Consider the following 16,658-nt stretch of genomic DNA (forward strand, 5'->3'; position numbering starts at 1 on the left):
TAAAGAAAGGCGGAGCGGGATGTCGGATATGGGAATTCTTCTGCTGGTGCTTCTGGCGGGCGCGGGCCTCGCTTATCTCTGGTACACGAAAATCATTGGCCGGCGGAACACGGCGCTTGAGGCGCTCTCGTCCATCGATGTGCAATTGCGCAAACGCCACGATCTCATTCCCAATCTCGTCGCCATGGCCAAAAGGTTCATGACCCATGAGCGCGAACTTTTGGACCGGCTGACGGAGCAGCGCGCGAAAGCCGCCGAACCTTACTCGAGGCACGATCCGCGCGCCGTGGAGCAGCATCTGGCCGACGAGCAGGCGCTGCAATCCTCGCTCGTGCGGGTGCTGGCGGTGGCGGAAAACTATCCCGACCTCAAATCCGACCGCACCGTGATGGAAGTGCAGGAGGGGCTGGAAGAAGTGGAAGGCCATATCGCCGCCGCCCGCCGCTTCTACAACTCTGCCGTCACCGAGCTGAATAATTCCGTGCAGATTTTCCCCGGCAACATCATTGCCGGCTGGGCCAAGGTCGAACCCATGCCCTATTTCGAGCTTGAAGACAGCGCCATGCGCGCGCCGGTCGATGTCGGCGCCCTGATGGACAAGCCGTAAGAGATCGAGGCGCATGTCGGACGTCGCAGAACTTGCAGAACTCGATGCGTTTTACGAAGCGGAGCTGCGCCCCTGGCTGATGGGGTTCGAAAAAAAGCGCCGTCTTTTTCTCGCCATTGCCGTGGGCGGCATTTTGCTGGCCGCGCTCCCCATCGCCGGGCTCATCTGGCTTGGCTGGCAGGAATATGTGCTCTTTATTTCTTTCGTCACATTCGTTGCGGCCATCGCACCGCTCGTTTTTCTCGGCAAGAAAATCGAAAAGGAATTGCTTGCCCGGATTTGCGAGAAGCTGGACTTCGCCCTCGATCCCAAAGCCGGCGCCATGTCCATCCAGTCTTTCTCCTCGCTCTCGCTTGTCCCTTCTTACGATACGTGCAGTCTCGACAATGCGATCCAGGGGAAGATCGATGAGGTGCCCTTCGAGCTTTGCGAAAGCCATTTGCAGGAGCAAAGACGCAATTCCAAAGGCCGCACCTATTACGTCACCGTTTTTCAGGGTCTTGTGGGGAGCGCGCAATTTCCCAAACGCTTTCACGGCACGACGATCGTGCGCCGGGATGGCGGCTTTCTCGCCTCGCTCTTTTCCTCCGGCAAGGGCGACAGGGTGAAACTGGAAGATCCGGATTTCGAAAAACGCTTCGATGTTTTCTCCGACGATCAGGTCGAAGCGCGCTATCTGCTCACCCCCGGTTTCATGGAACGGGTAAAACGGCTCGATGATCTGTCGGACGGGGCGGCGCGTCTTGCCTTTCAAGGCGGCCGGCTTCTTTTTGCGATTGGCGGCGGCGACCGTTTCACCGTCTCGCTTTTCAAGAATATGGGTGAGATCACGCATTTCCGGCGGATGATGGCGGATTTCGCGCTGATTTTCGGCATTGTCCGCGAGCTCAATCTCGCCGCGAAAACCCGCCTTTAAGCCCGCTGCGCGCCAAGATGGTTGCGAAGCCGTACCCCTTTGCTAGGCTTCTTCTCATAAAAAAATAAAGAGGTCACAAAAATAACAAGGGAGGAGAGGCCGATGAGATTCGGTGTGTTTTACGAGCTGCAATTGCCCAAGCCCTGGAAAGAAGGCGATGAGCACCGTCTGTTCCATGAAGCGCTCGACCAGGTGGTGCTCGCGGACAAGCTGGGCTTCGATTATGCCTGGGAAGTCGAGCATCACTTTCTCGATGAATATTCCCATTCCAGTGCGCCAGAAGTTTTTCTCGCCTGCGCGGCGGCGAAGACGGAAAACATCCGCCTTGGTCACGGCATCCGTCAGGTGATCCCGAATTACAATCATCCCGCCCGCACCGCCGAAAGCGTGGCGACGCTCGATCTCATGTCGAGCGGGCGCGTGCAGCTCGGCATCGGCGAAGGGGCGACGCGGCTGGAGCTGGGCGGCTTCGGCATTCCGGCCAAGGAAAAGCGCGCCATGTCGCTGGAGGCGGCCGAGCAGATCGCCAATATGATGGTGCATGACCCCTATCCCGGTTTCGAGGGCAAGTATTTCTCCATGCCCTGCCGCAATGTGCTGCCGAAGCCTTATCAAAAACCGCACCCGCCCATGTGGATGGCCTGCACGAACCGCGACACGATCCGCGTGGCCGCCTCCCTCGGTCTCGGCGCGCTTGCCTTCTCCTTCGTCGATCCGGAAGAGGCGAAACATTGGGCCGACATTTATTACGGCATCATCAAGTCCGAAGAGTGCGTGCCGCTCGGCCATACGGTGAATGCCAATATCGCGCTTGTCTCCAATTTCTCGCTCCATCATGACCGCGCCGAAGCGATCCGCCGGGGCCATGAAGGGTTCGAATTTTTCGGCTACGCGCTTGCCGCCCTCGTGACGCAGGACTGCAAGCCTGGCCGCACCGATATGTGGGGCGATTATCTCAAGCAGCGCGGCAACCGCACCGAAGAGGTGATCGAGGCCGCTACGGGCAGTGTGGAGGCGAACGGCATCGGCACGCCGGAGGACATGCGCGCCCATTTGAAAGCGCTTCAGGAGGCCGGCGTCGATCAGGTGATCTTCATGCAGCAGGCCGGGCGCAACCAGCATGCCCATATCTGCGAATCGCTGGAGCTCTTCGCTGCCGAAGTGATGCCAGAGTTCCAGGCGGAGCGGGCGGCCCGCGAGCAGGCAAAGCAAGAAGAGCTTGCCCCTTACATCGAGGCGGCCCTGAAACGGAAAAACTGGATGAAGCCGCTCTCCGACGAGGAAATCCCCATCGTGCCCGCCGCCGTGCCGCGCCCGATGGTCAATCAGACCAAAGCGGCGGAATAACCCTCCGAGGTAAAGGGATAAAACCTCAAGGCTTTTCCGGCCTTGAGGGCCCTTTGCCGCCGGAGCCCGCTTGACCTTTGGGGCGGAATGCGTATAACGCATGTCTTTCTTGGGGCCGTCCGGCGTAAAGGGCATGCCGTGTCGGTCCAAAATGCCAAAAGAGCTGCATCTACAGGTGCTTAGGTGCCTTTTCTTCAGCGGATGCAGCCGGCCACACGACCAAGGAGAGCAAAATGCCCAAGTTGAAGACGAAGTCTGGCGCCAAAAAGCGCTTCAAGCTGACGGGTTCGGGCAAGGTTGTCCGCACCCAGGCCGGCAAACAGCACGGCATGATCAAGCGTTCCAACACTCAAATCCGCAACCAGCGTGGCACGGCGATCGCCGACGACACGAACTCGCGGATGATCAAAAAATTCTTGCCCTACGGCTAAGGTGAAGGAGCTCTGACATGTCACGTGTGAAAAGAGGCGTTACGGCGCATGCGCGCCACCGCAAAATCGTAAAAGCCGCGAAGGGCTATTATGGCCGCCGGAAGAATACCTTCCGCACTGCCAACCAGGCTGTCGAAAAAGCCGGGCAATACGCCTATCGCGACCGGCGCACCCGCAAGCGCAATTTCCGTGCGCTCTGGATCCAGCGCATCAACGCGGCCGTCCGCGAGCATGGCATGACCTATGGCCGATTTATCAACGGTCTCGGGAAAGCCGGTGTCGAGGTTGACCGCAAGGTTCTGTCCGACCTCGCCATCCGCGAGCCCGAGGCTTTCAAGGCACTGGTCGATCAGGCGGCAGCGGCGCTGAAGTAAGCGCACCAATTCGAACGACGCGAAACCCCGCGGCGTCTCCCGCCAGGCCTTCGGCCGGCGAAGATGCGTGCGGGGTTTTGTGTTTTGAGCGAGCGCGAAAGCAGAGTGTGACATGAGCGATCTGAAAAAGCTTGAAGATGAGATTCTGGCAAGCGTGGCGGCGGCTGAGAGCGAAAAGGCTCTCGAGGATGTGCGCGTCGCGGCCTTGGGCAAAAAGGGCACCATTTCCGAGCAGCTGAAAGGCCTCGGCAAGATGAGCCCGGAAGAGCGCAAGGAAATGGGCCCGGCGCTGAACGGGCTGAAAGACCGGGTGGGCGAGGCGATCGCCCAGCGCAAGGAAGCCCTTCATGAAGCAGCGCTCGAAGCGCGCCTTGCCTCCGAAGAGGTGGATGTCACGCTGCCGGTGCGCGAAAGCGCGCTCGGCGCCGGGCGTATTCATCCGATTTCCCAGGTCTTCGATGAGATCACCGCGATCTTCGGCGATATGGGCTTTTCCGTCGAAGAAGGCCCGGACATCGAAACCGACTATTACAATTTCGAGGCGCTGAATTTCCCCGAAGGGCACCCGGCGCGCGAAATGCACGACACGTTCTATTTTCATGAGAAGGAAGACGGCTCGCGCCCGCTTCTGCGCACGCATACAAGCCCCGTGCAGGTGCGCACGATGGAGAAGGGTAAGCCGCCTTTCCGCTTCATCGCGCCGGGCCGCACCTTCCGCTGTGACAGCGACCAGACCCATACGCCGCAATTCCACCAGGTCGAAGGGCTCGTCATCGACGAGGAAACCAATCTCGGTCATTTGAAATGGACGCTGGAAACATTCCTCGGCGCCTTTTTCGAAACCGACAAGGTGGAGCTGCGCTTCCGCCCGTCCTTCTTCCCGTTCACCGAGCCTTCCATGGAAGTCGATGTGCGCTGCGCGCGTTCCGGCGGGGAAATCCGCATCGGGGAAGGGGAGGATTGGCTGGAAATTCTCGGCTGCGGCATAGTTCACCCCAATGTGCTCAGCGCTTCCGGCATCGATCCGGAGCGCTATCAGGGCTTTGCTTTCGGCATGGGGATCGACCGCCTTGCCATGCTCAAATACGGCATTCCGGACCTGCGCGCCTTTTTCGAGGCCGATCTGCGCTGGCTGAAACATTACGGATTTGCCGCACTCGATGTGCCTACACTCGACGGGGGGGTCTCGTCATGAAGTTCACGCTTTCCTGGCTGAAAGATCATCTGGAAACGGAGGCGAGCCTCGAAGAGATCGTCGAAAAGCTCACCATGATCGGCCTTGAGGTCGAAGGGGTGGACGATCCGGCCGAGCGCCTTGCGCCTTTCTCCGTCGCGCGCATTCTGGAAGCGGGCCCGCATCCGGATGCCGATAAGCTGAAGCTCTGCAAAGTCGAAGCGCTGGTCGGCGGTAAGCGCGACGTCTTGCAGGTTGTTTGCGGCGCGCCTAATGCCAAGACCGGCCTTCTCGGTATTTTCGCTCCGCCCGGCGCCACTATTCCGGCGAACGGCATGGTGCTGAAGCCGACGAAAATCCGCGGCGTGGAATCGAACGGCATGATGTGTTCGGAGCGCGAGTTGGAACTCTCCGACGAGCATTCCGGCATTATCGAGCTTGAAGGCGAATTCGAGATCGGCACGCCGGCAGCGGATGTGCTCGGGCAGAACGATCCCGTAATCGAAATCGCGATCACGCCGAACCGTCCCGACTGCCTCGGCGTTTACGGCGTGGCGCGCGATCTTGCCGCCGCCGGTCTTGGCACGTTGAAGACGCCGGAAGCGCCCCGCATCGAAGGGGCTTTCGAAAGCCCGGTGAAGATCGAAATCGATGCGCCCGAAGCCTGCCCTCATTTCACGGGGCGCATGGTGCGCGGCGTGAAGAACGGTGCCTCGCCCGCGTGGATGCAAAAGCGCCTCGGCGCCATCGGTCTGCGCCCCATCAACGCGCTGGTCGATATCACCAATTATATTTCCTATGACCGGGGCCGCCCGCTCCATGTTTATGACGCGGCAAAACTCACCGGCAATATCCGCGCCCGGCTTGGTCAGGGGGAAACTTTCCTCGCGCTCGACGGCAAGGAATATGAAGCCGGCACGGCCATGTGCGTCATCGCCGATGACAAGGCGGTGCTCGGCTTCGGCGGCATCATGGGCGGCGAGCATTCCGGCTCGACGGAGGAAACAACCGACGTCTTCATCGAAAGCGCCTATTTCGATCCGATGCGCACCGCCTCGACGGGCCGCAAGACCGGCATCAATTCCGATGCCCGCTACCGTTTCGAGCGCGGCGTCGATCCGGCTTTCGTGGAAGAAGGCTGCGACCTGGCCGCAAAAATGATCGTGGAGATTTGCGGCGGCGAGGTCTCGAAGCTGGAAAGCGCAGGTGCGCCCGCAACCGAAGAAAAGACGATCACCTTCAACCCCGCGCGGGTGGAACGGCTTACGGGTTTGAAGCTCGAAGAAGCCGAGATCAAAACCATTCTGGAAAAACTCGGCTTCAAGGTGGCAGGTGCGGCGTCTACGCTTTCCGTTGCTGTGCCTTCCTGGCGGCCCGATATTTTCGGCGAAGCGGACCTTGTGGAAGAAGTGGTGCGTATCCATGGGCTGAATGAAGTGCGCTCGCAGGCTCTGCCGCGCCGCTTCGATGTGGCCCCTGCCGTGCTCACCATCGGCCAGAAGCGCACGCGCCAGGCGCGCCGGGCACTGGCGGCCCGCGGGCTCGTGGAAGCTGTCACCTGGTCTTTCATTCCCAAGGAACAGGCGCTGATTTTCGGCGGCGGGGCAAAGGCGCTCGAGCTTGCCAATCCCATCTCGAGCGAGATGAGCGACATGCGCCCGAGCCTCTTACCGGGCCTCATTGCCGCTGCTGGGCGCAATCTTGCCCGCGGGCTTGGCGCGGCGGCGCTTTTCGAAGTCGGCCAGCATTATGAAGGCGAAGCGCCGTCCGATCAGAAGCGTGTCGCCGCCGGTATCCGCCAGGGCACGATGAAGCCGGCAGGCGGCGGGCGGCACTGGCAGGGCGGTGCCGGCAAGGTCGATGTCTTCGACGCCAAGGCCGATGCGCTGGCGCTGCTTGAAGCCTTGGGCGCGCCTGCGGCCAATCTGCAGGTCTTTGCCGAAGCCCCGCTCTGGTATCACCCGGGCCGCTCCGGCGAGCTGCGTCTTGGGCCGAAAAACGTCATTGCCCGTTTCGGCGAGCTGCATCCGCGTGTCCTCGACAAGATGGATGTGGCCGGTCCCATCGTCGGCTTCGAGGTCTTTTTGGATGCGATCCCGCAGCCCAAGGCCAAGCCCACCAAGACGAAACCGGCTCTGGCGCTCTCCGACCTTCAGCCGCTCACCCGCGACTTTGCCTTTGTGGTGGACAGGGGCGTGAGCGCGGACAGCCTGATCAAGGCGGCGCGCGGCGCGGAAAAGGCGCTGATCACGGAGGTGACGCTGTTCGATGTGTTCGAAGGCGGCAATCTGGGCGAGGAGAAAAAATCACTCGCCATCGAAGTGACCTTGCAGCCGAAAGACAAGACGCTGACGGACGAGGAAATCGAGGCGGTGAGCGCCCGCATCATCGCCTCGGTGGAAAAGGCGACAGGCGGCGCTTTGCGCGGCTAAGTCTCAGGCGTTTGCGAAAACAAAACCCCGGCTCTCAAGGCCGGGGTTTTTCATCTTTTAGGGCCGTCTTAGTAAGGCGCTTTTTTGAGGCCGGGAACGGTCTCCCGTTCTTCCTCATCGCCCAGGCGCTCGAGCCCATATTCGTCTTCACGTTCTTTCGGGTCGTCGAAATCGAAACGGAAGGTCGGCTCGTCCGGGCGCTCGGCATATTTATCGTCGAGCTTGCCGGGCCGGATGGAGCGGTATTCCTCTTCCACCCAGCGCGGTTCCTTTTTGGGCTTCTCCGCACTGGGCTCGGCAAGCGCGGGCGCCGCCCAGAAAGCGGCGGTGAAGCAGAAGGCGGCGATTAGCGAAAGCTTTGCGGGTCTCATTCCGGCCTCCATTTAAAATGGGTAATTCCCGCGCAGCATAGGCGATTGGCGCCATTGCGCAATCGCTTGCGTTACTTTCAGCTGCGCGCCGCGTCTTGACGCCGCGCCCAATGCCTGCCCTTCTTGAGGAAAAGAAATCGCACGGCGCGGGGAGAGGCTTATGGAACTGAAAACCGTCAAATACGAGCTGAAGGACGGGATCGCGACCATCACGCTCTCCCGCCCGCACCGGCGCAATGCCTGGACCGGGCGCATGCATATGGAATACCGCCATGTGCTTGAAAAGGCGGACAAGGATGGTGGCGTGCGCGTCATCGTCGTGACCGGCGATCCGGAGGGCAAGGCCTTTTGCGCGGGCGCCGATACCGCTGCCCTCGAAGGCCATTCGGAAAAAGGCAAATATGATGCGGGCACCACCTCCGATATCGCCAAGCCGGGCTTCGGGGTGCGGGAAGAATTCGATGCCACTTTTGCCTATCATTTCGGCCTGACGAAGCCCGTCATCGCGGCCATCAACGGGGCGGCCGCCGGTATCGGCCTGGTGCTCGCGGCCTATGCGGATCTGCGCTTTGCCGCGCGGGGTGCAAAATTCACCGCCGCCCATGGCAGGTTCAATTTTCCCGCCGAATTCGGCCTTTCCTGGGTCCTGCCCCGCATCATGGGGCTCGGCCATGCCAATGACATTCTGCTCTCCAGCCGGGTCTTTACCGCCGAAGAAGCCAAGGAAATGGGGCTTCTCAACCGGCTCTGCGCGCCGGAGGAGCTGATGGACGCGGTTTATGACTATGCGCGTGCCCTCGCCGCTGGTGTGGCGCCGGGCTCGCTCCGGGAGACGAAATGGCAGATTTACGGCGATCAGCACCGCCCGGCGGCAGAGGCCGTGCGGGCTTCCGAAGCGCTGCTCGAGGCCATGGTCACCCATCCCGACTATAAAGAAGGCATCAAGGCCTGGATGGAAAAGCGTCCGGCGGCCTGGAAGAGCGGTAAGGGCTAGCGCCGGAAGGAAAAGGCAGCGGGAGCGGCAAAAGCACCAGTTGGCGGCAGCCCCGGCTGATGATAAAAGCGCCGCCATGACCGACCTTGCCCATATTCGCAATTTCTCCATCGTGGCGCATATCGACCACGGCAAATCCACGCTGGCCGACCGGCTCATCCAGCTATGCGGCGGGCTGACCCAGCGCGAGATGAAGGAGCAGGTGCTCGATAGCATGGATATCGAGCGCGAGCGCGGCATCACGATCAAGGCGCAGACCGTGCGCCTGTCCTATCAGGCGGCGGATGGGGAAACCTATCAGCTCAACCTGATCGACACGCCGGGCCATGTCGACTTTGCCTATGAGGTGAACCGCTCGCTCGCCGCCTGCGAAGGCTCGCTCCTTGTGGTGGATGCGAGCCAGGGCGTGGAAGCGCAGACGCTCGCCAATGTCTATCAGGCGATCGAGGTCAATCATGAGATCGTGCCCGTCCTGAACAAGATCGATCTGCCCGCCGCCGAACCTGAGCGCGTTAAAGAGCAGATCGAGGACGTGATTGGTCTCGATGCCTCGGACGCGGTGGAAATTTCCGCAAAATCCGGCCTCGGCATCGACAAGGTGCTGGAGGCGATCGTTCGCCGCCTGCCCCCGCCGCGGGGCGACCGGGAAGCGCCGCTCAAAGCCATGCTGGTCGATAGCTGGTACGACCCCTATCTCGGCGTTGTCGTGCTGGTGCGCGTCGTGGACGGCGTGATGAAGAAGGGCCAGAAGATCAAGATGATGCAGGCCGGGGCCTCTTACACGGTCGATCAGGTCGGGATCTTCAAGCCGAAGAAAGAGAACGTGAAAGAACTTGCCGCGGGCGAAATCGGTTTCTTCACCGCCTCCATCAAGGAAGTGGCCGATACCGCCGTCGGCGACACGGTGACGGACGAAAAGCGCCCTTGCGCAAAACCGCTGCCGGGCTTCAAGCCTGCGCAGCCCGTCGTTTTCTGCGGGCTCTTTCCCATCGACAGTTCCCAGTTCGAGGATCTGCGCGAGGCGATCGGCAAGCTGCGGCTCAACGATGCAAGCTTCCATTATGAAATGGAAACGAGCGCGGCGCTTGGCTTCGGTTTCCGCTGCGGCTTCCTCGGCCTTCTGCATCTGGAAATCGTGCGGGAGCGGATCGAACGCGAGTTCAATATCGAGCTCATCACCACGGCGCCGAGCGTGATCTATCACGTCTATCTGACGAATGGCGACATGGTGGAGATGCACAACCCCGCCGATATGCCGGACCCGGTAAAGATCGACCGCATCGAAGAGCCGTGGATCAAGGCCACGATCCTGGTGCCGGATGAATATCTCGGCGCGGTGCTGAAGCTGTGCGAAGACCGGCGCGGCATTCAGCAGGACCTGACCTATGCGGGTGCCCGGGCCATGGTCGTGTACCGCCTGCCGCTCAATGAAGTGGTGTTCGATTTCTATGACCGGCTGAAATCCATCACCCGCGGCTATGCCAGCTTCGATTATCAGATCGAGAATTACGAGGCGAACGACCTCGTGAAAATGTCGATCCTGGTGAACGAAGAGCCGGTGGATGCATTGGCGACGGTCGTGCACCGGGCGCGTGCGGAATCGCGTGGCCGGGCCATGTGCGAAAAACTGAAAGACCTCATTCCTCGGCATCTTTTCAAGATCCCGGTCCAGGCGGCCATTGGCGGGCGTGTTATCGCGCGTGAGACGATCGCGGCCATGCGCAAGGACGTGACCGCCAAATGTTATGGCGGCGACGTTTCGCGTAAGCGCAAGCTTTTGGAAAAGCAGAAAGAGGGGAAGAAAAAGATGCGCCAGTTCGGCCGCGTCGAAATCCCTCAGGAAGCTTTTATCGCCGCGCTCAAGATGGACGACAATTAAGGCGCTTCGCCTGAGCGTTTCTTCTAGCGCTTCATGGCGCTTATCAGCGCGAAAAAGGCGGCGGGCAGGGCAAAGACGGCAAGGGCCGGCTGCACAAGCAGCCAGGTCATGCCGGGGTCCCAAAGCGGCGGCCATAAATAGCGCTGCGTGACGGCCTGCAGAAGATTGAGGCTGCCCGGCGACAGCGCGAACCAAATCTCGCCCAGTCCGTGCAGGCGCGGGGCTTCTCCGTCAAGCGCGGGGCTAAGGTCGTAAAGCCCGGCGGCAAGCGCCAGAAGAATGAAAATCAAAGCGGCAAGGCGGCTGAGGCGCATGGCGGCGGTCTCCTTTTGCGTGTGCGTGCCCAAAGAAAAACCCCATGGACAGATCATGCCCATGGGGTTTTGCAGGAAGCAAGCAGTCAGCCCCCCAGCCCTGCTACTTCCGCTGAAACGCGTTAGTCGCGGCGGCGGAACAGCAGCGCGATGATGATGCCGATCACGCCGAAGGTCGCCCAGCTGGGTGCGCCCATAATCGTGGACAGGACGGGGTCCTGCGCAGCCGGCGGCAGGGTTTCTCCCGACCAGGCCATAAAGCTTTCCATGGAAGACGGATGCAGCAGCGTCCAGACTTCGGAAAGAGAGCGAATGCTGACTTCCCCGGATTCCAGTGTCTGGATCCCGTCCGCGCCCAAAAGCATCAATGCGATAGCGATAAAAATCAGCCCGATCAGCCGAAACACAATCATTACTTTGGCCCCCCAGCCATTTCTAAAACACCCCGTTATGCAGGATGAAAACCGTAACCTAATTTTAACCCGGATCACAAGACGTCTCAGTTCGGGACATCCGCTCAGAAGCAGTTGATTTGAGGGATTGAGTAGGTATAGTGCGCGCCATCTGAGCGCCTTATGGGCGCTTTTCCCGGAGGGATGGCCGAGTGGTCGAAGGCGCACGCCTGGAACGCGTGTAGGCGGGCAACCGTCTCGTGGGTTCGAATCCCACTCCCTCCGCCAGAATCTTCCTGACATAACAGTAGGTTGGCGCATGCCCCTTCGGGGCAGGCGGGATTTTGGCATGGACCCGGGACCGCCCGTTCCCTCCGCCGCGCCATTCATGCCGCAGTGCAGCGCAATGCGGGTGCGGCAGGAATGCTACACCTCATTCGGAAACGTGGTTAACGGCTTTGAGGCGGGGTGCGGCGCCCTTGAGAGGACGCTGGGCGAGAGAGGGGCGCTTAGCTGCGGGAGACCTGCAGCACGCGGCGCGGGCGCAGATAGAAGCGGTCTTGAAGCTCGATCCCGCCGGACAGGAACTGCGTGAAGGGGGAGGTGTAGGTGTAGCTCACTTCCGCCAGGATGACGCTGGAGCCGGGTTCCGTCAGCCCTTCGGGTAGGGTGATGTTGGAGCCGGTTCCGCGCGGCGAGGTATTCTTGGCATCCGACCAGGCAACGGTCGTGTTGTTGTCGCTATCGGCGACGACGGAGGAAACGACGAGGCGCAGCGGATTGGGGGAATAGGGCGCGACGATGGCGGCGCTTGCCGCCAGAATATCGTTCATTTCCGCATCCGTGATGCCATTGTCCTGGGCGACGAGGTCGGCAAGCGCGCTTGCCGTATGGGTGAGCTTGCGGTCGAGGGTCAGCGCATTCGAAAATTCGATGAGCCCGACATAGAGCGCGATCATCACCGGTGCGATCAGCGCGAACTCGATGGCCGCGACACCTTTCTGGTTGGTGCGGAAATGCCGCCCGAAGCGGCGCAGGGCAGATGCCATCATCATTGCGGGCTCCTTTGGCGTTTGCTTTCCATCAGAAAGGTTCATTGCGGAAAGCCGTGCTCGTCAAAAGCAGGCGGCTGCCATTTTCAAGGTTCTGCAGCCCGATGCCGACGGGGCTTGAGACCGGCCACTCGTAATAGGCGCGCATAAGAACGATGTCCCCGGCGCTGCCCGGCTGGAACTGAAAGTTACCGGCCAGATTTCCGTCCATGATCGGGTCCGGGAAACTCACATTGTTGAAACTGTCGAAGGTGCGCACGTCGATATGCAGATTGGCCATGCAATTGGGCAAAAAGTCGAGCCGGTCGCAAATATATTGTTCGATGCTTTGCTGGGTCAGCGAGCCGTTCTGTGCCTGGCCCGTGCGGATCAGCCGGGCGGCATCCGTCGTTGCGCCTTCGATGGAGGCGGCGGCAAAGAAGATCGCGCCGGTTTCCACCGTTGCATAAAGGATGAGGAAAAACGGCAGGCCGATCAGCGCGAATTCCACCGCCGCGCTGCCTTTCTTGTTCCGCCGGAAACGGGAAAGAAAGGGGCGGCGCTTTTTGTCCGCGCTCACGGCCGGCATATGCTGGATGTCATCGGGCATCGGTCAACTCTACTTGTGCCGCTTTGGCCGCGTGTTTCCTTGAAACGCGCATGCCTCTTACCTGCCCCAAGTGTGCCTTCCTATCCTTACCAATTCATGGAGAAGATCTTAAAAAATCGAACGAGCACGCCTTGTCCGGCGCAATGGCTGAGAGGACACCTTTTCCGTTTACGAAACATTATCCTTAATAAAGAGAAGCGCCTATTCTTTCGAATTCGGGCCGAACTCTTTAACAAGCATTAAGGCTGTTTCACGCACCATGGGGAACGTCTAACCACCAGGTGATGCCGTGAGCAGTTCTGCGTTCCCATATGCCCGGCCCGTTAAGCGGCTGCGGCGTTTTTGCGCCACCTTCCGCAAGGCGACGCGCGGCAACGTCGCGATTATTTTCGCGCTGGCGCTGGTGCCAGTTCTCGCGGGGATTGCAGGCGCAATCGACTTTTCCCGCGCTTATATTGTGCGCGAGCGGCTGACAAGCGCGCTCGATGCCGCCGGTCTTGCCATCGGCTCGCTCCCCGAAGGGCTTTCCCAGGAAGAGTTGCAACTGCGTGCCGGCAAATTTTTCGACGCCAATTATCCCGCTTACGAGCTTGGCGTGCCCGGCGAGTTGCAGGTCACCGAAAGCGATGGGCACATCTATCTGACGGCAAGCGCCAGCCTGCCGACGGCGCTACTGAATATTCTGGGGATCGACGAACTCGATATCGATGCGCAGGTGCGTATCGTGCGCGAGTCCTCCAAGATCGAGCTTGTGATGGTGCTGGACAATACCGGCTCCATGTCCGGCAGTAAGCTGAGAGCGCTGAAAACGTCTGCCGCCGAAATGATCAATATCCTTTTTGGCGACGAGGCGAATCCGGATCATGTGAAAGTGGGGCTCGTGCCTTTCGCCGCCGCGGTGAATGTGGGCTCGGACAAGATCAACTCGCCCTGGATCGACCGCAATGCGCAGTCCAGCATTCACGGTGAAAACTTCGTGCCCGGCACGAATATCTTCGATCTTTATGATGACATAAGGAACCGGAGCTGGAACGGCTGCCTGGAAACGCGCCCTGCGCCTTTGGATGAAACGGATGCAACGCCCGTGGCCGTAGACGGCGATACGCTCTTCGTGCCTTGGTTTGCCCCCGATGAGCCCGACCGGGACAGCTGGTGGGATCCGAACTATCCGAACAATTATCTCGACGACGAAAATAATGGCACGCCGGAACAGCGCCAGGCTTCTATAGGCAAATATAACAATGCCTGGGTGAGTTCTTCGTCGCGCGGTCCGCAGAACGGTTGCAATGTGCGCACCATCACGCCGCTCACCAATGACAAGAATCGGCTTCTGGCCGAAATCGATGACATGATTGCCGATGGCATGACCCATATCCCGCTCGGCCTTGCCTGGGGCTGGCGCGTCATCTCGCCGACCTCGCCCTATACGGAAGGGGCGGCCTATACCAACCGCGACTACAAGAAGGCGATCATCCTTCTGACCGACGGGGAGAACACGATCCCGGGCCAGGGCTGGGGCAATATCAACGGCTCGAGCTATACCGCCTATGGGTATCTGTCCAAACAGCGGCTGGGGACGTCGAGCTCTTCGCAGGCCGAGGCCGAGCTCGACGCGAAGACGCTGCGCATCTGTAACAATGTGAAGCAGGCCAATATCCGCCTCTACACGATTACCTTCCAGGTGAGCTCATCCAGCACGCGCAACATGATGCGGTCTTGCGCGACGAGCCCGGCCATGTATTACGACTCGCCCAGCATCTCGACCCTGCAGGAAGTCTTCCAGCAGATTGCAGGCGAGCTCAATGCGCTGCGGATCGCCGAATAAGACAAAGCTGAAATACGCATAAGAAAAAGGCCGCCCGGAAGAGCGGCCTTTTGTTTTTCGGATCTGCTTCCTTGAAAAGCGGAATGCTTAGTTGCCGCCGGCAGGCGGGGCGCCGCCATTGGCGACGGAATCGATATAGCCCGTATGCGCTGTGGTGTTCTTCATCTGCGCATCGAACTCTTCTTGCGCGTCATTGGGATCGAGCACCCGCTCGCAGCGCGGCGTGCAGTTGAAGCTGCGCTGGGCGCGCCCGGCATTCAGCGTTACGATACCGCCCGCATTCACCACATTGACGTCCATGTCGAGAATGATCTCGCCGGCCGGATCGACCGCGATCATGTTCGTGCGCCCGTAGGTGCGCCCGAGGATGAAGACCCGCTCGTGGCTGTCCACCGTCACATTGGCGACGGCCGGATTACCGACGATGATCGTCTCGGCGGCGCGGGGCAGTTTGAAGGGTTTCGTCTGGTTCACTTCCACATCGATCGACGCGGCCAGCGAAACGCCGGCCTGCATCAGGCTCAGGGAGAGTGCCAATGCGCCAGCCGCAGCTTTGGCGGTGGCGGAACGGGCCTGGCGGAGCGTCATGAAAGCTTCCTTCCGATCAAAATGATCCATCGATTGCAGAAAGAATAAAGGGGAAACCATAAACGCCCTCCTAATGCACAGGCGGTGGCGGGGGCTTTCGCGGCGTTTTTTGCATTTTTCGGGACAGGCCTCGATGTCTTCGCATTAACCGGATTTGTTCTATGCTGTATCGAAGTATTAACCAGTCTTCTTTATCAGTATTTTAAATAGCCGCAATTCAATGGAATTTTAATCACAAAAACTTGCAAGTAATAGATCTGCAAAAAAGAGCTTAGTGAAGAATAGAACAAGTTTTTTAACGGGGTAGTAAGCAGGCTCTGGCTAGATTGGGGCGAGTTCACGGGGGGTGTAGTGACAAGTACCCGTGAGCTGGTGCTGTCCAGTTAAGAGTAAGGAGGCTTGTAATGAGCCAGTTCGTGACGAAGTTTTTCAAAGATGAGTCGGGTGCAACCGCCATCGAGTACAGCTTGCTTGCAGCCGGCATGGCCGTGGCCGTGATTGCTGCCGTGGGCGCTTTCGGTGACTCGCTCGCAACGTTCTTCGGCCAGATCGCCGGTAAGCTTCAGCTTGCTGAATAAGATCGGTCGCAGTGCGACAATGAAGACCGGCCGCCTTTGCGCGGCCGGTTTTTTTATGTCTCGCGAAGGGGCCGGGCGCGCCAGGCGGTGTTTACCCGGTCTTTACGCCGTTTCGTCATGCTTGGGGCCTGCTCTTCTTGGGCGAACCCATTGATTTAGCGTGTCCTTTTCGGAAATTCGTGATGGAACACCTGCTTTTGCTGATCTTTCCCGCCGCCATGGTGCTGGCCGCCGTGCTCGATATCGGCACGCTGACCATCCCCAACCGGCTGACCGGTGCGCTGGCGCTGGCTTTTGTGCCTGCCGCGCTTTTCATGGGTATGGGCTGGGGCGAGCTCGGGCTGCATCTGGCGGTCGGCGCGGGCGTGCTCTTGATCGGCATGGCGCTTTTTGCAGGTGGCTATATGGGCGGGGGGGACGCCAAGCTCATGGCCGCCGCGGCCCTTTGGATCGAATGGCAGAGCCTTGCCGCCTTCGCGCTGACGGCGGCGCTCGCAGGCGCGGTGCTCGGCGTTTCGCTCTGGCTCTTCCGGTCTTTCCCGCTGCCGGTCTTCCTCGCGCAGCAGGGCTGGGTGATGCGGCTGCATGACAAGGATGAGGGGATCCCTTACGCCGTGGCGCTCTGTGCCGGGGCGCTTCTGGTCTTCCCCGAAACCCGGTGGATTGCGCTGGCTGTTTAGGAAAATCCGGTCCCAAGGGCGGGCGAAAGCTGCAAATTGGGACAGAAGGGCCGAATTTGCAGGCGGAAATTAACGTTAAATTGATTGAAAACCGCTTGGATAGGGTGAGATCGCA

At 60.0% G+C, this 16,658-nt stretch carries 18 protein-coding genes and 1 tRNA gene; 13 read left to right on the top strand and 6 right to left on the bottom strand.

Annotation, left to right across the window (positions count from 1 at the left end; translation table 11 throughout):
• Positions 1 to 28: 28 nt before the first annotated feature.
• The 7 genes from ACOQOT_RS01595 to pheT all read left to right on the top strand — a co-directional run bounded on the left by ACOQOT_RS01595 (position 29) and on the right by pheT (position 7,281).
• On the top strand, positions 29 to 607 hold the full coding sequence (locus ACOQOT_RS01595; protein ID WP_420560643.1) for a LemA family protein: 579 nt from the start codon (positions 29 to 31) through the stop codon (positions 605 to 607).
• A 13-nt stretch (positions 608 to 620) separates the two neighbouring features.
• Positions 621 to 1,523 (top strand): DUF3137 domain-containing protein, encoded by a 903-nt coding sequence (locus ACOQOT_RS01600; RefSeq protein WP_420560644.1) that lies wholly within the window; start codon positions 621 to 623, stop codon positions 1,521 to 1,523.
• 102 nt (positions 1,524 to 1,625) lie between these two features.
• A complete protein-coding gene (locus ACOQOT_RS01605; RefSeq protein WP_420560645.1) occupies positions 1,626 to 2,870 on the top strand; it encodes an LLM class flavin-dependent oxidoreductase in 1,245 nt (414 codons plus the stop codon).
• Positions 2,871 to 3,103: 233 nt separating this feature from the next.
• A complete protein-coding gene (gene rpmI, locus ACOQOT_RS01610) occupies positions 3,104 to 3,301 on the top strand; it encodes a 50S ribosomal protein L35 (RefSeq protein ID WP_045446175.1) in 198 nt (65 codons plus the stop codon).
• 17 nt (positions 3,302 to 3,318) lie between these two features.
• Positions 3,319 to 3,675 carry a 50S ribosomal protein L20 gene (rplT, locus tag ACOQOT_RS01615; RefSeq protein WP_420560646.1) on the top strand — a complete coding sequence of 119 codons (357 nt, stop codon included), beginning with the start codon at positions 3,319 to 3,321 and terminating at the stop codon, positions 3,673 to 3,675.
• Positions 3,676 to 3,787: 112 nt separating this feature from the next.
• The gene (gene pheS, locus ACOQOT_RS01620) at positions 3,788 to 4,870 is read left to right on the top strand and encodes a phenylalanine--tRNA ligase subunit alpha (protein WP_420560647.1); all 1,083 of its coding nucleotides are present in this window, start codon (positions 3,788 to 3,790) and stop codon (positions 4,868 to 4,870) included.
• On the top strand, positions 4,867 to 7,281 hold the full coding sequence (pheT, locus tag ACOQOT_RS01625; protein ID WP_420560648.1) for a phenylalanine--tRNA ligase subunit beta: 2,415 nt from the start codon (positions 4,867 to 4,869) through the stop codon (positions 7,279 to 7,281). Before pheS ends, pheT begins: the two co-directional genes overlap by 4 nt.
• A 68-nt stretch (positions 7,282 to 7,349) precedes the next feature.
• Here the strand turns inward: pheT and ACOQOT_RS01630 are convergent, their stop codons facing one another.
• Positions 7,350 to 7,652 (bottom strand): hypothetical protein, encoded by a 303-nt coding sequence (locus tag ACOQOT_RS01630; protein WP_420560649.1) that lies wholly within the window; start codon positions 7,650 to 7,652, stop codon positions 7,350 to 7,352.
• Positions 7,653 to 7,812: 160 nt separating this feature from the next.
• On the opposite strand from ACOQOT_RS01630, the gene ACOQOT_RS01635 reads away from it, so the two are divergent.
• The gene (locus ACOQOT_RS01635; protein WP_420560650.1) at positions 7,813 to 8,646 is read left to right on the top strand and encodes an enoyl-CoA hydratase-related protein; all 834 of its coding nucleotides are present in this window, start codon (positions 7,813 to 7,815) and stop codon (positions 8,644 to 8,646) included.
• Between the two features lie 76 nt (positions 8,647 to 8,722).
• The gene (gene lepA, locus ACOQOT_RS01640) at positions 8,723 to 10,525 is read left to right on the top strand and encodes a translation elongation factor 4 (protein ID WP_420560651.1); all 1,803 of its coding nucleotides are present in this window, start codon (positions 8,723 to 8,725) and stop codon (positions 10,523 to 10,525) included.
• Positions 10,526 to 10,548: 23 nt separating this feature from the next.
• Here the strand turns inward: lepA and ACOQOT_RS01645 are convergent, their stop codons facing one another.
• Together ACOQOT_RS01645 and ACOQOT_RS01650 are read right to left on the bottom strand one after the other, a co-directional pair.
• Positions 10,549 to 10,839, bottom strand: coding sequence for a hypothetical protein (locus ACOQOT_RS01645; RefSeq protein WP_420560652.1), 291 nt, complete (start codon positions 10,837 to 10,839; stop codon positions 10,549 to 10,551).
• 122 nt (positions 10,840 to 10,961) lie between these two features.
• Positions 10,962 to 11,252 (bottom strand): hypothetical protein, encoded by a 291-nt coding sequence (locus ACOQOT_RS01650; RefSeq protein WP_420560653.1) that lies wholly within the window; start codon positions 11,250 to 11,252, stop codon positions 10,962 to 10,964.
• A 177-nt stretch (positions 11,253 to 11,429) separates the two neighbouring features.
• Here ACOQOT_RS01650 and ACOQOT_RS01655 point away from each other — a divergent pair.
• Positions 11,430 to 11,519 (top strand) — tRNA-Ser (locus tag ACOQOT_RS01655).
• 221 nt (positions 11,520 to 11,740) lie between these two features.
• Here the strand turns inward: ACOQOT_RS01655 and ACOQOT_RS01660 are convergent.
• Together ACOQOT_RS01660 and ACOQOT_RS01665 are read right to left on the bottom strand one after the other, a co-directional pair.
• Positions 11,741 to 12,286 carry a TadE/TadG family type IV pilus assembly protein gene (locus ACOQOT_RS01660; protein WP_420560654.1) on the bottom strand — a complete coding sequence of 182 codons (546 nt, stop codon included), beginning with the start codon at positions 12,284 to 12,286 and terminating at the stop codon, positions 11,741 to 11,743.
• A gap of 28 nt (positions 12,287 to 12,314) precedes the next feature.
• Positions 12,315 to 12,872 carry a TadE/TadG family type IV pilus assembly protein gene (locus tag ACOQOT_RS01665; RefSeq protein WP_420560655.1) on the bottom strand — a complete coding sequence of 186 codons (558 nt, stop codon included), beginning with the start codon at positions 12,870 to 12,872 and terminating at the stop codon, positions 12,315 to 12,317.
• 289 nt (positions 12,873 to 13,161) lie between these two features.
• Between ACOQOT_RS01665 and ACOQOT_RS01670 the strand changes: the two genes are divergently transcribed.
• Entirely contained in the window at positions 13,162 to 14,697 is a 1,536-nt protein-coding gene (locus tag ACOQOT_RS01670) for a pilus assembly protein TadG-related protein (protein WP_420560656.1), read from the top strand.
• Positions 14,698 to 14,784: 87 nt separating this feature from the next.
• Here ACOQOT_RS01670 and ACOQOT_RS01675 read toward each other — a convergent pair whose 3' ends face one another.
• Complete coding sequence (locus ACOQOT_RS01675) at positions 14,785 to 15,285, bottom strand: pilus assembly protein N-terminal domain-containing protein (RefSeq protein ID WP_420560657.1); 501 nt, start codon at positions 15,283 to 15,285, stop codon at positions 14,785 to 14,787.
• Between the two features lie 404 nt (positions 15,286 to 15,689).
• Between ACOQOT_RS01675 and ACOQOT_RS01680 the strand changes: the two genes are divergently transcribed.
• Complete coding sequence (locus ACOQOT_RS01680) at positions 15,690 to 15,863, top strand: Flp family type IVb pilin (protein WP_081875520.1); 174 nt, start codon at positions 15,690 to 15,692, stop codon at positions 15,861 to 15,863.
• Between the two features lie 182 nt (positions 15,864 to 16,045).
• Positions 16,046 to 16,543, top strand: a complete 498-nt coding sequence (locus ACOQOT_RS01685) for an A24 family peptidase (protein WP_420560658.1) — start codon at positions 16,046 to 16,048, stop codon at positions 16,541 to 16,543.
• Positions 16,544 to 16,658 lie beyond the last annotated feature (115 nt).

The sequence above is a fragment of the Tepidicaulis sp. genome (assembly GCF_965222285.1).
Taxonomy (GTDB): Bacteria; Pseudomonadota; Alphaproteobacteria; order Parvibaculales; family Parvibaculaceae; genus Tepidicaulis.

Excerpts from the sequence above, each read along its gene's own strand:
- pheT (WP_420560648.1), top strand. The coding sequence starts at position 4,867 with ATGAAGTTCACGCTTTCCTGGCTGAAAGATCATCTGGAAACGGAGGCG.
- ACOQOT_RS01675 (WP_420560657.1), bottom strand. The coding sequence starts at position 15,285 with ATGACGCTCCGCCAGGCCCGTTCCGCCACCGCCAAAGCTGCGGCTGGC.
- rpmI (WP_045446175.1), top strand. The coding sequence starts at position 3,104 with ATGCCCAAGTTGAAGACGAAGTCTGGCGCCAAAAAGCGCTTCAAGCTG.
- ACOQOT_RS01645 (WP_420560652.1), bottom strand. The coding sequence starts at position 10,839 with ATGCGCCTCAGCCGCCTTGCCGCTTTGATTTTCATTCTTCTGGCGCTT.
- ACOQOT_RS01660 (WP_420560654.1), bottom strand. The coding sequence starts at position 12,286 with ATGATGATGGCATCTGCCCTGCGCCGCTTCGGGCGGCATTTCCGCACC.
- ACOQOT_RS01600 (WP_420560644.1), top strand. The coding sequence starts at position 621 with ATGTCGGACGTCGCAGAACTTGCAGAACTCGATGCGTTTTACGAAGCG.
- ACOQOT_RS01650 (WP_420560653.1), bottom strand. The coding sequence starts at position 11,252 with ATGATTGTGTTTCGGCTGATCGGGCTGATTTTTATCGCTATCGCATTG.
- ACOQOT_RS01665 (WP_420560655.1), bottom strand. The coding sequence starts at position 12,872 with ATGCCCGATGACATCCAGCATATGCCGGCCGTGAGCGCGGACAAAAAG.
- ACOQOT_RS01595 (WP_420560643.1), top strand. The coding sequence starts at position 29 with ATGGGAATTCTTCTGCTGGTGCTTCTGGCGGGCGCGGGCCTCGCTTAT.
- pheS (WP_420560647.1), top strand. The coding sequence starts at position 3,788 with ATGAGCGATCTGAAAAAGCTTGAAGATGAGATTCTGGCAAGCGTGGCG.
- lepA (WP_420560651.1), top strand. The coding sequence starts at position 8,723 with ATGACCGACCTTGCCCATATTCGCAATTTCTCCATCGTGGCGCATATC.
- ACOQOT_RS01635 (WP_420560650.1), top strand. The coding sequence starts at position 7,813 with ATGGAACTGAAAACCGTCAAATACGAGCTGAAGGACGGGATCGCGACC.
- ACOQOT_RS01685 (WP_420560658.1), top strand. The coding sequence starts at position 16,046 with ATGGAACACCTGCTTTTGCTGATCTTTCCCGCCGCCATGGTGCTGGCC.
- ACOQOT_RS01680 (WP_081875520.1), top strand. The coding sequence starts at position 15,690 with ATGAGCCAGTTCGTGACGAAGTTTTTCAAAGATGAGTCGGGTGCAACC.
- rplT (WP_420560646.1), top strand. The coding sequence starts at position 3,319 with ATGTCACGTGTGAAAAGAGGCGTTACGGCGCATGCGCGCCACCGCAAA.
- ACOQOT_RS01630 (WP_420560649.1), bottom strand. The coding sequence starts at position 7,652 with ATGAGACCCGCAAAGCTTTCGCTAATCGCCGCCTTCTGCTTCACCGCC.
- ACOQOT_RS01605 (WP_420560645.1), top strand. The coding sequence starts at position 1,626 with ATGAGATTCGGTGTGTTTTACGAGCTGCAATTGCCCAAGCCCTGGAAA.